This is a genomic window from Agrobacterium vaccinii (assembly GCF_021310995.1).
Taxonomy (GTDB): domain Bacteria; phylum Pseudomonadota; class Alphaproteobacteria; order Rhizobiales; family Rhizobiaceae; genus Agrobacterium; species Agrobacterium vaccinii.
Genome location: NZ_CP054150.1, coordinates 1,768,684 through 1,782,434 on the forward strand (window position 1 = coordinate 1,768,684; position 13,751 = coordinate 1,782,434).

Annotated in this window: 13 protein-coding genes; 2 read left to right on the forward strand and 11 right to left on the reverse strand. The window is 58.7% G+C overall.

Annotated features, from left to right (window positions below):
- Positions 1 to 222 precede the first annotated feature (222 nt).
- Entirely contained in the window at positions 223 to 762 is a 540-nt protein-coding gene (locus HRR99_RS08850; RefSeq protein WP_112498813.1) for an outer membrane protein assembly factor BamE, read from the forward strand.
- Between the two features lie 206 nt (positions 763 to 968).
- On the opposite strand, the gene HRR99_RS08855 is transcribed toward HRR99_RS08850, so the two are convergent.
- From HRR99_RS08855 to HRR99_RS08905, 11 genes are all read right to left on the reverse strand, one after another.
- Complete coding sequence (locus HRR99_RS08855; protein WP_233121222.1) at positions 969 to 3,107, reverse strand: sodium-translocating pyrophosphatase; 2,139 nt, start codon at positions 3,105 to 3,107, stop codon at positions 969 to 971.
- Positions 3,108 to 3,305: 198 nt separating this feature from the next.
- Entirely contained in the window at positions 3,306 to 4,529 is a 1,224-nt protein-coding gene (locus tag HRR99_RS08860) for an MFS transporter (protein ID WP_233121223.1), read from the reverse strand.
- A gap of 17 nt (positions 4,530 to 4,546) precedes the next feature.
- A complete protein-coding gene (gene nusB / locus HRR99_RS08865) occupies positions 4,547 to 5,044 on the reverse strand; it encodes a transcription antitermination factor NusB (RefSeq protein WP_111838450.1) in 498 nt (165 codons plus the stop codon).
- A 4-nt stretch (positions 5,045 to 5,048) separates the two neighbouring features.
- Positions 5,049 to 5,495, reverse strand: coding sequence for a 6,7-dimethyl-8-ribityllumazine synthase (gene ribH / locus HRR99_RS08870; protein ID WP_112498809.1), 447 nt, complete (start codon positions 5,493 to 5,495; stop codon positions 5,049 to 5,051).
- Positions 5,496 to 5,643: 148 nt separating this feature from the next.
- Positions 5,644 to 6,261 (reverse strand): riboflavin synthase, encoded by a 618-nt coding sequence (locus HRR99_RS08875; protein ID WP_233121224.1) that lies wholly within the window; start codon positions 6,259 to 6,261, stop codon positions 5,644 to 5,646.
- Entirely contained in the window at positions 6,261 to 7,556 is a 1,296-nt protein-coding gene (gene ribD, locus HRR99_RS08880; protein WP_233121226.1) for a bifunctional diaminohydroxyphosphoribosylaminopyrimidine deaminase/5-amino-6-(5-phosphoribosylamino)uracil reductase RibD, read from the reverse strand. The genes HRR99_RS08875 and ribD overlap by 1 nt, the downstream gene beginning before the upstream one ends.
- Positions 7,557 to 7,560: 4 nt before the next feature.
- A complete protein-coding gene (gene nrdR / locus HRR99_RS08885; protein WP_045228943.1) occupies positions 7,561 to 8,040 on the reverse strand; it encodes a transcriptional regulator NrdR in 480 nt (159 codons plus the stop codon).
- A gap of 13 nt (positions 8,041 to 8,053) precedes the next feature.
- Positions 8,054 to 9,343 (reverse strand): serine hydroxymethyltransferase, encoded by a 1,290-nt coding sequence (gene glyA, locus HRR99_RS08890; protein WP_112498807.1) that lies wholly within the window; start codon positions 9,341 to 9,343, stop codon positions 8,054 to 8,056.
- 180 nt (positions 9,344 to 9,523) lie between these two features.
- The gene (locus tag HRR99_RS08895; protein WP_111838110.1) at positions 9,524 to 10,855 is read right to left on the reverse strand and encodes a L,D-transpeptidase family protein; all 1,332 of its coding nucleotides are present in this window, start codon (positions 10,853 to 10,855) and stop codon (positions 9,524 to 9,526) included.
- 313 nt (positions 10,856 to 11,168) lie between these two features.
- Positions 11,169 to 11,678 carry a transcriptional regulator LdtR gene (gene ldtR, locus HRR99_RS08900; protein WP_173645921.1) on the reverse strand — a complete coding sequence of 170 codons (510 nt, stop codon included), beginning with the start codon at positions 11,676 to 11,678 and terminating at the stop codon, positions 11,169 to 11,171.
- Between the two features lie 232 nt (positions 11,679 to 11,910).
- Positions 11,911 to 12,348, reverse strand: a complete 438-nt coding sequence (locus tag HRR99_RS08905) for a DUF6163 family protein (RefSeq protein ID WP_162694384.1) — start codon at positions 12,346 to 12,348, stop codon at positions 11,911 to 11,913.
- A 362-nt stretch (positions 12,349 to 12,710) separates the two neighbouring features.
- On the opposite strand from HRR99_RS08905, the gene hemB reads away from it, so the two are divergent.
- Entirely contained in the window at positions 12,711 to 13,724 is a 1,014-nt protein-coding gene (gene hemB / locus HRR99_RS08910) for a porphobilinogen synthase (protein ID WP_111838107.1), read from the forward strand.
- Positions 13,725 to 13,751 lie beyond the last annotated feature (27 nt).

The window sequence follows — 13,751 nt, forward strand, 5'->3', positions numbered from 1 at the left end:
GCATGATTGCCAAAGCTGGTTTACCGAAGCATCCGAGAATTGCAATGCCGTTGAGGTCACGTTCATCGTTGGGCTGAAACAGTCGAAGAGAAGCGCCGGAGGAAGCGTCATTTTCACGAAGCCATTGCATTCCTTTGTGAAGCGGGGGTTTTGTGTCCCCGGATTGACATAATCATGTGTACAGAAGCGGTACACACGTCAGCATACCGGAAGGTGCCATTCATGATCGCAGTCGGGGAAACGCAGGTGAGCAAGCAGAAGTCCGCAACGCAGACACGTTTTCTGAGCAAGACTGCCGTGGCAATCGTCATCGCATCCAGCCTGTTGACGGCCTGCTCCAGCACCACCGACGTCTTCCACAACGGTTATGTCGCCGATGAACAGTCGCTGCAACTGATCCCCGTCGGCTCAAGCCGCGAACAGGTGTTGCTGACCATGGGCACGCCATCGACCACAGCCACCTTCGGCAACGAAGTTTTCTACTACATCTCCCAGAAGCGCGTGCGTAAGGCAGCCTTCATGAAGCCAAAGCTGGTCGAGCAGAGCATTCTTGCGATCTACTTCGACAAGAACGGCGTCGTATCGCAAAAGGCGAACTACACGCTTCAGGACGGCAAGGTCTTCGATACGATTTCGCGCACCACCCCAACAGGCGGCAAGGACCTGACCTTCCTGCAGCAGCTTCTGTCCGGCGGCACGGCAGGCGCTGGTATCGCCAAGAGCATCCTGGGTCAGTCCAGCGGCAGCAGCGACGGTTTCTGATCCGGCAGACGGATATGCAAAAGGCCCGCGAGATTGTCTCGCGGGCCTTTTTTTGTTTGATGTCCTATCTCCCCTATCCATCATACCGGCCTCGAGCCGGTATCCAGTCGCCACGCGTCTACGTGGCAAGAGACCCCGCATCAATTGCGGGGTGACGGAGGGTGGGACAGCAAGATCGTCTCGTTACCCCCTCACCTCACGCCATATCAATGCGCCAGCACAGCCAACAACAACAACGCCACGATGTTGGTGATCTTGATGGCAGGATTGACCGCGGGACCAGCCGTGTCCTTGTAGGGATCACCGACCGTATCCCCGGTCACCGATGCCTTGTGCGCATCCGAACCCTTCATATGCGTCACGCCATCCTTGTCGATGAAGCCATCTTCAAAGCTTTTCTTGGCGTTGTCCCACGCGCCACCGCCCGATGTCATGGAGATCGCCACGAACAGACCGTTGATAATCACACCCAGCAGCGATGCACCAAGGGCAGCGAAAGCCGAGGCTTTCGAACCTGAAATCAGCAGCACACCGAAATAGACAACCAGCGGAGCCAGAACCGGCAGCAGCGATGGAACGATCATTTCGCGGATCGCCGCCTTCGTCAGCAGATCCACCGCTCTGCCGTAATCCGGCTTTTCCGTGCCCTGCATGATGCCCGGCTTTTCGCGGAACTGACGGCGCACTTCCTCCACGATGGCGCCCGCAGCCTTGCCGACAGCCGTCATGGCGATGCCGCCGAAGAGGTAGGGGATCATGCCGCCGAACAGCAGGCCTGCGACGACATAGGGGTTGGAGAGGCTGAAGGAAATCTCGCCGATATCCTTGAAGTAGGGATAGAGATCGCCATTAGCGGCAAAGTAGGCAAGGTCGTTGGAATAGGCCGCAAACAGAACCAGCGCGCCAAGGCCAGCCGAGCCGATAGCGTAACCCTTGGTCACCGCCTTGGTGGTGTTCCCCACGGCATCCAGCGCATCCGTCGCCTTGCGGACATCCGGGTCGAGACCCGCCATTTCCGCAATTCCACCGGCATTGTCTGTGACAGGGCCGAAGGCATCGAGGGCCACAATCATGCCCGCAAGCCCCAACATAGCCGTCACGGCGATACCCGTGCCGAACAGGCCTGCGAGCTGATAGGTCGAGATGATGCCACCGACGATGACGATGGCAGGCAGAGCAGTCGACTCGAGCGAGACGGCAAGCCCCTGAATGACGTTGGTGCCGTGCCCCGTGACGGAGGCCTGCGCGATGGAATTGACCGGGCGCTTGTTGGTGCCGGTATAGTATTCGGTAATGACCACGATCAGTGCGGTAACCAGAAGCCCCAGAAGGCCGCAGAAGAACAGGTTGGTACCGGTAATGTCCTGTCCGGCAACCGTACCGATGCTGCCCCAGCCGATGGTGAGCGACGTAGCTGCCGCAAGACCCGCGACGGAAAAGACGCCGGTTGCGATCAGGCCCTTGTAGAGCGCGCCCATGATGGAATTGTTAGTGCCGAGCTTGACGAAGAATGTCCCCGCAATCGAGGTTAGAATGCACACGCCGCAGATGGCCAGCGGATAAAGCATCGCGCTTTCCAGCACAGGCGCACCAGCAAAGAAGATCGCAGCGAGAACCATGGTCGCGACGACCGAGACCGCATAGGTCTCGAAAAGGTCGGCCGCCATGCCAGCGCAATCGCCAACGTTGTCGCCGACATTGTCCGCAATGGTGGCAGGGTTGCGTGGATCATCCTCGGGAATACCCGCCTCGACCTTGCCGACGAGATCGCCGCCCACATCCGCACCCTTGGTGAAGATACCGCCACCAAGCCGGGCGAAGATGGAGATCAGCGATGCACCGAAGCCAAGCGACACCAGCGCATCGATGACTTCACGCGAGCCCGTGGCATGGCCAAGGCCTGCCGTCAGCACCAGATAATAGATGGACACACCCAGGAGCGCGAGACCGGCCACCAGCATGCCGGTGATGGCGCCGGATTTGAACGCGATGTCCAGACCTGCGGCCAGGCTGTGGGATGCGGCCTGCGCGGTGCGCAGATTGGCACGCACCGAGACATGCATACCGACGAAACCGGCAGCACCTGACAGGACGGCACCGATGATGAAACCGATAGAGGCTTCCTGCGATAGCAGGAACCAGACGGCGATTGCGACGATGATACCGACGATTGCAATGGTAAGATATTGACGGGTGAGATACGCCTGCGCGCCCTCGCGGATGTAGCCTGCTATTTCCTGCATGCGCGCGGTGCCCTGATCGGCATCCAGAACGCTTTTCGTTGCCCAGACCGCGTAAACCACGGACAGGACACCGCATAAAATTACCAATGCAATAACGGTCATTCGCACTTACCTCCTATGTGCCGGGCTCACTCCCTTCCCGGCGGGCGAAACCATGCGCGGCGCGAGAAACCAAGCCCTGACGCCGAGGTAAGCCGCTCGTTCTCCTCCAAGGACGAACGGCTTGCGCGGCAAAGATGCGTTGGCAAAACCCGCCGCGTCAAGTGCGAAGATGACTGGCGGAAATCTTATCACTCTGATTCAGAGTGGTTTTCGCTTTTGTTTTAGAAAAAGGAAAAGAATAAGCAGAAGGCATGTGCCTGCGACCGGCCATATCACGAGGTTCATGACCGACCAGCCCCATGTTGTGAACACCTGCCCCGAGGCAAAGGACGACAGCGCGACCGTGCCGAACAGGATGATATCGTGAAAGCCCTGCACCTTGTCCGCTTCGTGCGGGCGATAGCTGGAGGACACGATGGATGTCGCGCCGATGAAACCGAAGTTCCAGCCCATGCCTAAAAGAATGAGCGCCGCCCAGAAATTCCAGAGCGCAATGCCCATATGCGCAACCACGGCGCAGGCCATCAAAACCAGAAGCCCCGCAGCCACGACCTTTTCCGCGCCGAAACGGGAAATCAGCATGCCGGTGAAGAAACTCGGGCCGAACATGGCCAGCACGTGCCACTGAATGCCGAGCGTCGCCATTTCGCTGGGAAAGCCGCAGCCGATGACCATGGCCAGCGGCGCGCCGATCATCATGAAGGTCATCAGCGCATAGGAACCGATGCCGCAGATCATGCCGGTCATGAAACGATGCGTCAGCACGATCTCTTTAAGCGGCCGCGCTGGTTCTGAAATTGTGGATGCGCTGCGCAATTCGGGAAGTTTGAGAAAGGAAAAAACGGCAGCAGCGATGAGACCCAGAGGAATGAGCGCCATGAAAGCACCGGCAAACAACACGGGCTCGAATGCATCCTTGCCGAAAATGGCCAGTTGCGGCCCGAGAATGGCGGAAATCACTCCACCAGCCAAAATCCAGGAAATGGCCTTGGGCTTGTAGAAAGAAGGAGATGCGTCCGCCGCGGCAAAGCGGATTTTCTGGGTAAAGCCACCGGCGACACCGATCAACAGCAGGCCGAACGCAAACAGCCAGAAGTCGGCACGAAACAGCGCGAGTGACGCGAGCCCTCCCCCGGTGGAGCAAAGCAGCGCGCCTAGAATGAAGCCCGTCTTGCGGCCCAGAAAGCGGGCGGCGAAAGCCACCGCGATGGCGCCAATGGCAACGCCGACGTTGAAACCCGTCAGCGGTGCCGTTGCCAGCGATTTGTCCGCGCCCAGCAATTGATAGCCCGCCAGCGCCCCGACCGAAAAGCTGAGCGGCCCGGCAGATCCCATGACGGCCTGCGCCATGGTCAAAAGGAAGACATTGCGTTTGGCGTCGTTCAGTTGTTGTTCAAGTCCCGGAACAGAAACGGCGCTCATATCTTCCTCGTGTGTTTTTAGCGCTTTACCTCGCCGCGGATCTGCTTGGCAATGCGGTCCAAAACCGCATTTACCAGCTTGGGCTCGTCATGTTCGAAGAACGCCCGGGCAATCTCGACATATTCGGTCACGATCACGGCGACCGGAACGTCCTTCCGCTCCAGAATTTCGAACGTTCCAGCACGTAAGATAGCGCGAACGGTGGTGTCGAGACGCGACAGTGGCCAGTCTTCCTGAAGGGCGGAGCGCACCAGCGGGTCGATCTTGGTCTGGTCGCGCACGACGCCCGCAACGATGGAGCGGAACCAAGATGGATCGGCCTTGAGATAGGTCTCGCCGTCCACTTCCTGACCGAGGCGGTGTGCCTCGTATTCAGCAACCACTTCCATCACGCCGGTGCCGCCGACATCCATCTGGTACAGCGCCTGCACGGCAGCAAGCCGCGCAGCACCACGCTGGTTGACGGGCTTCGTGGAAGGCTGACGTGGCTCGGAACCGTTATCGGTATTGCTCATGCTTTCAGCCACCCAGCTTTTTCTTCAGTTCGATCATGGTCAAGGCAGCGCGGGCTGCAAAGCCACCCTTGTCCTTGTCGGACCGGCGCACGCGCGCCCAGGCCTGATCTTCGTTCTCGACAGTCATGATGCCGTTGCCGATCGCAAGCGATTCACTGACCGCGAGGTCCATAAGCGCGCGCGAGGATTCATTGGAAACGATGTCGAAATGGTAGGTCTCACCGCGAATGACCATGCCAAGCGCAACGAAACCGTCATATTCCGTGCCTTCATCGTCAGCAGCATCGAGCGCCATGGCGATGGCAGGTGGAATTTCCAGCGCGCCGGGAACGGTGATGATGTCATAGGTGGCGCCAGCTTCATCGAGCGCGAACTTCGCGCCATCGAGAAGAGCATCGGCCATATCGTCATAAAAACGTGCTTCCACGATGAGAAGATGAGGCTTGGACATGGGAATTTCCTGAAAAGCTGCGCCGGATCATCCCGGCTTTTGGCGCGGTCAAACCATGGCTTGCCACGCTTGGCAAGTATTTTTAATGCAATGCTGCTCACCCGCCGCCCGCGACGGGTGCTGCAAAAGGCCAGTTGCGCCAGTTACGTCAGGCAGATTGGGTCGGAAATTCCGCAAGCCTGGCCGCGTAGCGTGCCATCGTATCGACCTCGAAATTCACGAAATCACCCGCCTGCCGGTCGCCCCATGTGGTGACGGACAGCGTGTGGCGGATGAGGAGGACATCGAAATCCGTACCGTTGACGGCGTTGACGGTCAGCGATGTACCATCAAGCGCGATGGAGCCTTTCGGTGCAACGAATTTCGCAAGATGCTGCGGTGCCCGCAGGCGAATGCGCACGGCCTCGCCTTCCGGTTCGATGGACAGTATCTCGGCCTTGTCATCCACATGACCTGAAACGATGTGCCCGCCGAGTTCGTCACCGATCTTCAGCGCCCGCTCCAGATTGACGCGGGTGTCCTTGGTCCAGCTTGCGATGGTGGTCAGACGAAGCGCCTCTTCCCAGGCCTCCACCTCGAACCAGCGCTCGTTGCTTCCCTCTTCCGGCAGCTTCGTGACGGTCAGGCACACACCGCCATGGGAAATCGATGCGCCGATGTCGATCGTTTTGGGGTCATAGCTCGTCGCAACGCGCAGACGCACACCTTCAGGCAGCGCCTCAAGCTCGGACACGGTTCCGACGTCGGTGACAATTCCGGTAAACATCAAAGCGGCCTTTCAAATTCAAAACAGCGATCCGGCCCGTAAGCGGTTTCGCCGACAAATGTAAATTCCTCTGGAATATCGGACCGCTTGACCGGGCTTTCAAGCCCGCCCGCGCCGACGATCATGGGGCTTTCGAACAGCAGGATACGGTCTACGAGGCCGGCTTCAAGGAAGGATTTCGCGACGTGAGCGCCACCTTCGACCAGAAGTTCAGATATTCCGCGGTTGGAGAGCAGGGTTAGGAGAGATTGGAGGGTTTCGGTTTCGAGGATTTCGACGCCCGAGGCTTCGAGGTGTTGGCGTTTGTGGGTGGCGCTACCCCCCTCTGCCCTGCCGGGCATCTCCCCCACAGGTGGGGAGATCGACTCGCGGTTGGCTGATCGCTCCACTCCGGAACCTGTATCGGACGCGTCGACCATTGATTCATTTTTAGCGTCTGACCCTGAGGGTGAGGTGTCCAGCGATGCCAGCGCCCAGCCAATCTCCCCACCTGTGGGGGAGATGTCCGGCAGGACAGAGGGGGGTAGCTCCGCACTCGACCCCAGCCGCGCCACAACCACACCCACATCCCCAGCCGTCCGCACCAACGTCGACCCGACCGGCAACTCCAACCGCCGATCCAGCACAATCCGCACCGGCGAGCGGTGCTCAAGCCCGGCAATCCGCACCGTTAACTCAGGGTCATCGGCAATCGCAGTCCCAATCCCAACCAGAATAGCACCACACCGCGCCCGCAGCTCATGCACGGCGTGCCGCGATTCAGGACCGGTGATCGCCACCTGCCCTGCCCCAACCCGGCCAATCATACCATCCGCAGAAATTGCAATTTTTAAAATCACATGCGGACGTTTCTTCATCTTCCGCGTGAGATATCCGGCCATCAAACGCTCGCCCTCACGGCGCAGCAAGCCGGTTTCAACCGCAATCCCGGCATCCCGCAAAATCTGGTAGCCGCGCCCGGAAACCCGCTCGTCCGGGTCATCGACGGCGACAACCACGCGAGCCACACCGAAATCCACCAGCGCGTTGGCGCATGGCGGTGTTCTGCCGAAATGGGAGCAGGGTTCGAGGGTGACATAGGCCGTCGCTCCCCTCGCCGCTTCGCCCGCGATCTCCAGTGCCTGGCGCTCCGCATGCGGGCGTCCGCCAATCGCCGTCACGGCTTCGGCGATGATCTCGCCATCTTTGACAAGAACACAGCCGACGGAGGGGTTGGTATCTGTGAGGCCTGTATGGCTGCGGGAAATCTCGATTGCCCGTGCCATGAACCGTTCATCATCGGCGCGGGTCGTCAAGGTTTTACGCTCCAGCGTCCGTATCACGCGCAATCTTGGCGTTGATCTCAGCAATCACGTTCTCGAAATCTTCCGCATGGCTGAAATCGCGGTAGACGGATGCGTAGCGTACGAATGCCACGTCATCGAGACCTTTCAGAGCTTCAAGCACCTGCAAACCGATTTCTTCCGATGGAATTTCCGTCTCACCGGAGCTTTCCAGACGTCGCGCAATGCCGGACACCGCTCGCTCGATGCGATCGCGATCCACCGGGCGCTTGCGCAGCGCGATCTCGAAGGACCGCACCAGCTTTTCGCGATCGAAGGGCAACTTGCGGCCGCTCTTCTTAATGACCATCAACTCGCGCAACTGCACGCGTTCATAGGTCGTAAAGCGACCGCCGCAATCCGGGCAGATGCGCCGCCGGCGGATGGAGGTGTTATCCTCTGCCGGACGCGAGTCCTTGACCTGCGTATCTTCCGAGCCGCAAAAAGGGCAGCGCATCGCCTAATCCCTCTTATAGATATGGGTACATCGGGAACCGGTCCGTCATCGCGACAACCTTCTCCCGGACCGCAGCTTCAACGCTGGCATTGCCTTCATCGGAGTTGGCAGCCTTGAGGCCATCCAACGTCTCGACGATCAGCTTGCCGATTTCGCGGAATTCCGCTTCCTTGAAGCCACGTGTCGTACCGGCTGGCGTGCCGAGACGAACGCCTGAGGTGACGAAAGGCTTTTCAGGGTCGAACGGAATGCCGTTCTTGTTGCAGGTGATGTAGGCGCGACCGAGTGCTGCTTCCGCCCGCTTGCCGGTCGCGTTCTTCTTGCGAAGATCGACCAGCATCAGGTGGTTGTCGGTGCCGCCGGACACCACATCCAGACCGCCTTCGACCAGCGTTTCGGCAAGTGCCTTGGCGTTTTTGACGACCTGTGCGGCGTAATCCTTGAACTCCGGCTGAAGCGCTTCACCGAATGCAACGGCCTTTGCGGCGATGACATGCATCAGCGGGCCGCCCTGAAGGCCGGGGAAAACAGCCGAGTTGAACTTCTTGGCCAGATCCTCGTCATTGGTCAGGATCATGCCGCCGCGCGGGCCGCGAAGCGACTTGTGGGTCGTCGTCGTGGCAACGTGGCAATGCGGGAAGGGCGATGGATGCTGGCCACCGGCCACCAGACCGGCAATATGCGCCATGTCGACCATCAGGTAGGCGCCGACTTCATCGGCAATCTCGCGGAAACGCTTCCAGTCCCAGACGCGGGAGTAAGCTGTGCCGCCAGCCAGAATAAGCTTCGGCTTGGTTTCCTTGGCCTTGCGCTCGACTTCGTCCATATCCAGCAGGTTGTCGCCTTCGCGCACGCCATAGGACACGACGTTGAACCACTTGCCGGACATGTTGACCGGCGAACCGTGCGTCAGGTGCCCCCCGGAGTTCAGGTCAAGACCCATGAACGTATCGCCCGGCTGAAGCAGCGCGAGGAACACGGCCTGGTTCATCTGCGAACCGGAGTTTGGCTGAACGTTGGCGAAATTGACGCCGAACAGCTTCTTGGCGCGCTCGATGGCCAGCTCCTCGGCAATATCCACGAACTGGCAGCCGCCATAATAGCGCTTGCCCGGATAGCCCTCGGCATATTTGTTGGTCATGATCGAACCCTGCGCTTCGAGAACGGCGCGGGAAACGATGTTCTCAGAAGCGATCAGCTCGATTTCGTGGCGCTGACGACCCAGCTCCTTCTCGATCGCGCCGAAGATATCGGGATCAGCGTCGGCAAGCGGGCGGGAGAAGAAGGCATCTGTATTCGTCATGATGATAGCTCCTGAGACAGTCATGCGATGGCGTCTTAACGCCCTGCCCTTTCAAGAGCAAGACAGCCTGCGAGATTTGCCCGTCAAACTGCGACCTTCAGCGGAAATATTCCATCCAAGCCCCAAACAAAAAAGCCGCGCTTCGAAAAACGCGGCTTTTGACAGGCCTGACGTGGCAGATCAGTTGCGCGGCAACAGATCGTCATCGATGGAGCCGGAAGGCTGCTCCTGCGTATAGGTGGTGTTCAGCGCCAGCTCGGCATTGCCGTCCTTGCTGTAGATGTCGTCGCGGAACTGCACGACGCCATCGCGTGTCGACCATGCCGTGATGTAAACGAAATACACCGGAATTTCCTGCGCCAGCTTGATCGGCGTGTTGACACGGGTCGCGATGACCCGTTCGATTTCCTGACGCGACCAGCCGGGCGTGTCACGCAGCATCCACGATGTCAGGTCGCGAACGTTCTGCACGCGAACACAGCCCGACGACTCGAAACGCATCAGCTTGTTGAACAGGCCCTGCTGCGGCGTGTCGTGCATGTATTCGTTGTTCGGGTTGTGGAAGTTGATCTTGGTCGAGGACATGGCGTTGTTCTTGCCCGGATCCTGACGGAACATCAGGTTCGGGGCCTTAGGCGCGTTCCAGTCGATCGTCGTCGGCGACACTTCCTGCCCACGGCCATCCAGAAGGCGGATGTTGTTGCGCTCCAGATAGGTCGGGTCCTTCTGCATCAAAGGCACGATGTCCTTTTCGATGATCGAGCGCGGCGCCGTCCAGTAAGGGTTGAGAATGATCTCGTAAATCTTGGAGTTGATGATGTGGGTCGGGCGGGTATCCTTGCCAACGACAGCCGTGTTGCGCAGCACGACGCGGTTGTTCTCGACCGCTTCGATGGACGCCGCCGGAATATTCACCATCACGTGGCGCGGGCCGAGATCGCCCGACATGGTGTTGATGCGAACAAGGTTGGTCTGAAGCTGCCCCAGACGAATCTGTGCGGAAACATTCAGCGCCTTCAAGGTGTATTCACCGATAACGCCATCAGCCGGAAGGCCGTGGCGCGCCTGGAAGCGCTTCAGGGCACCATCGACATAGGAATCGAACGCGCTGGAAATACCGGCTTCACGCGGCAGGTCGCCGGAGATCATCAGACGCTGGCGCAGGGCCTGAATGGATGGATCGCTGACGCCAATCTGAAGTTTCTGCTGGCTTGGCGGCACTTCCGGCCAGCCACCGTTGGAAACGATCTGCTGATACTGCATCATCGCCTGCTGCACGAAGCCGGGCGACTCAGGGCTCAGAACCGGGGTGTTGGACGCAACACCGGCAGCGGCGCGCGACGAGTTGGCATCGAACTGATCGTCCCAATTGCCGCGACGCGACGATCCGATGAGATCGTTGAACGCATCTTGCGCAAATGCGGGCGCGGCAAGAGCCACAGCGCCGAGGGAAACGGCAGAGCGCAACATGGCGCGCCGTGAAACAACTTCGGGGACGATTTTCTTTGTCATTTTACCTACCAGCCACTTTATCAGGCATCATAAACAACGCCTAAAACAACATCGTTAACAAACACGTATGGACGCGCCTGCCGGCAGGAAGAACTCTATGCGAACGATGGATGACGCATGACGCGAACACAGGAGAAACCGCCGGCTCCTAGCATGTGGCGGTCCCATACCAATATGGCCAATTCGTGTCACCTGATGGCGCCTCACGAACCCGTGTTGCCAGGTGATTTTGCGATTGCAGCGCACAAAAATGCAACAAGCCGGATGCGCCCCCACATCCGGCTTTGCTTGATGATACGATATTGCCGATCGATTACAGGCGGTAAGCGATCGAGTCGTTCCAGAAACGGTCCAGACGCTGGAGCATCTTGTTCATTTCTGCGAACTCGCCGGTGCCGATGCCGCCGACTTTTTCGATGGAGCCGATGTGGCGCTCATAGAGGCCTGCAACGGTTTCTGCGATGTCCTGGCCCTTTTCGGTCAGGCTGATGCGAACCGAGCGGCGGTCGATGCGGGAACGCTGGTGGTTGATGAAGCCGAGGTCTACCAGCTTCTTGACGTTGTAGGACACGTTGGAGCCGAGGTAGTAACCACGCGAGCGCAGCTCGCCGGCGGTCAGTTCGGATGTGCCGATGTTGAAAAGCAGGAGCGCCTGAACTGCGTTGACATCATCGCGACCCTGACGGTCGAACTCGTCCTTGATGACATCGAGAAGGCGGCGGTGGAGGCGCTCGACCAGGTGAAGCGATTCCATGTAGAGAGAGCGGATGGTTTCGTCCTGAGCGTCGGAAACGATGGCCTGTGGCTTTGCTTTGCTATTGATCATGACTGCCTCACTGTTTTGTTTGGCGGTGTTTGTTTGTTTCCCGCCTTGAGACCAAATCTAAGCAATGCGCATAAAATTCTACTTAAAATGCACGATTAATGAAACGTTACTTGCATGTCTCGCTTTTGATGAGTGTTGTACCGGATTCAAAATCGCCCCGGTCACCGCTATATATTTCAATGACTTATGCCAAAAAATCTGCCAAAAAATGGCCTCAATAGCTTTAATTTTATGGTAAATCAATTCTTGAGCGTTCGTCGTTTTGGCGTGCATCGAGCCAGAAAGCGACCTGGAATAGTATATAAACAGTTGAGATTATGCCGTGCATGATGGGCACCATGGTGTTGTGCCCGAATATATTCGGCCACACCCTGTACATGGCGATCTGGGTTCCGGCACCGATGACCCACATGACGGCGCCCCAGGACGCGCCGAGCCAAAGGCCAAGGGCTGCAACCGGGAAAACGACGGCCAGACTGGTGCCTGCCACGCGCCATGGCATGTTGAGCATATCGAACCGCGCCTGCCCGCCCACCGAATAGCCCGTCAGCATCGCCCAATATTGCAGGCCGAACCAGAAACACGACAGCGCCACCAGTCTCAGAAAGACGATGTAGAGAATTTCCGCGAAAGGTCGTTTGGGATGAGGGAGAGAATCAGGTTCCATGGGGCGAAGATAATGACCTGTTGCGGGCGCGACCAGCAGATATTGCGCTGCGACACGGTGACTGTCAAAACCCCGCAACGATCTGCCGCATTCGCATGTGCGTTACATTGTGTTATGGGCCACTCTGAATGAAGCGACGTTTTGGACGCCGTCACATCCGCACCCCTCATTCCTGTGCTTGTCACAGGAATCCAGTCGCCGCGCGTCTGCGCTGCGCAGGGACTCTTTTCAGCCCATAGACATGGGCTGGCTGGATTCCTGTGAAAAGCACAGGAATGAGGGTGAGCAAAGTGACCGCGTCCAGACAGCGGCGTCCCGTACCGTCGGTATGAGTGGTGCCGCATCTGGAAAGGCAAAGGTATATGAACGACAAGACCCATCTGGTAGATCACATTACCGGTCACCGCCGGATGCGCAGAAACCGCAAGGCGGACTGGACGCGCAGGCTGGTGCGCGAGAACCAGTTGACGGTGGACGATCTGATCTGGCCGGTCTTCATCGTGCCGGGTACCAACATTGTGGAGCCCATTCCCGCCATGCCGGGCGTCAACCGCATGAGTGTGGACCGCTTGGTGGAGGCAGCGAAGGAAGCAGCCGATCTCGGCATTCCCGCCATCGCGACCTTCCCCAACATCGAGATGAACCTGCGTGACGAGACAGGATCGCAGTCGCTGGAGGCCAACAACCTCATCAATCAGGCCACCGTCGCCATCAAAAGGTCCGTCCGCAACATCGGCGTCATCACCGATGTGGCGCTGGACCCTTTCACCAGCCACGGCCATGACGGCATTTTGCGCGGTGACGATATCGTCAACGACGAAACCGTGGATCAGGTCGTCAAGGCCTCGATCATGCAGGCGGATGCCGGTGCCGATATCATTTCCCCCTCTGAAATGATGGATGGCCGCATCGGCGCCATTCGTCGCGGGCTGGATGCTGCCGGCCACCAGAATGTCGGCATCATGGCTTATGCCACCAAGTTCTCGTCCGGCTTTTACGGTCCCTACCGCGAGGCGATCTGCACCAGCGGCCTGCTGAAGGGCGACAAGAACAGCTATTACATCAACCCCGCCAACGGCATGGAAGCGATGCGCGACGCGGCGCTCGATGTGGAAGAAGGCGCCGACATGCTGATGGTCAAGCCGGGCCTGCCCTATCTCGACATCTGTTGGCGCTTGAAGGAAGCCTTCGGCCTTCCGACCTTTGCCTATCAGGTCTCCGGCGAATACACCCAGATCAAAGCCGCCGCCATGCAGGGCTGGATAGACGGTGAACGGGTGATGATGGAAACCCTGCTCTGTTTCAAGCGCGCGGGTTGCGATGGCATCCTGACCTACTTCGCGATCGAGGCCGCAAAGAAGCTCGCAAAGGGTTGAGCTACGGCTCATTGCATTGCACGGTTT

Bases quoted from the DNA above. Each gene is read 5' to 3' on its own strand.
- glyA (WP_112498807.1), bottom strand. From the start codon at position 9,343: ATGACGAATACAGATGCCTTCTTCTCCCGCCCGCTTGCCGACGCTGAT.
- ribH (WP_112498809.1), bottom strand. From the start codon at position 5,495: ATGTCCAAGCCTCATCTTCTCATCGTGGAAGCACGTTTTTATGACGAT.
- HRR99_RS08905 (WP_162694384.1), bottom strand. From the start codon at position 12,348: ATGGAACCTGATTCTCTCCCTCATCCCAAACGACCTTTCGCGGAAATT.
- HRR99_RS08850 (WP_112498813.1), top strand. From the start codon at position 223: ATGATCGCAGTCGGGGAAACGCAGGTGAGCAAGCAGAAGTCCGCAACG.
- nrdR (WP_045228943.1), bottom strand. From the start codon at position 8,040: ATGCGCTGCCCTTTTTGCGGCTCGGAAGATACGCAGGTCAAGGACTCG.
- hemB (WP_111838107.1), top strand. From the start codon at position 12,711: ATGAACGACAAGACCCATCTGGTAGATCACATTACCGGTCACCGCCGG.
- HRR99_RS08875 (WP_233121224.1), bottom strand. From the start codon at position 6,261: ATGTTTACCGGAATTGTCACCGACGTCGGAACCGTGTCCGAGCTTGAG.
- HRR99_RS08895 (WP_111838110.1), bottom strand. From the start codon at position 10,855: ATGACAAAGAAAATCGTCCCCGAAGTTGTTTCACGGCGCGCCATGTTG.
- HRR99_RS08860 (WP_233121223.1), bottom strand. From the start codon at position 4,529: ATGAGCGCCGTTTCTGTTCCGGGACTTGAACAACAACTGAACGACGCC.
- HRR99_RS08855 (WP_233121222.1), bottom strand. From the start codon at position 3,107: ATGACCGTTATTGCATTGGTAATTTTATGCGGTGTCCTGTCCGTGGTT.
- nusB (WP_111838450.1), bottom strand. From the start codon at position 5,044: ATGAGCAATACCGATAACGGTTCCGAGCCACGTCAGCCTTCCACGAAG.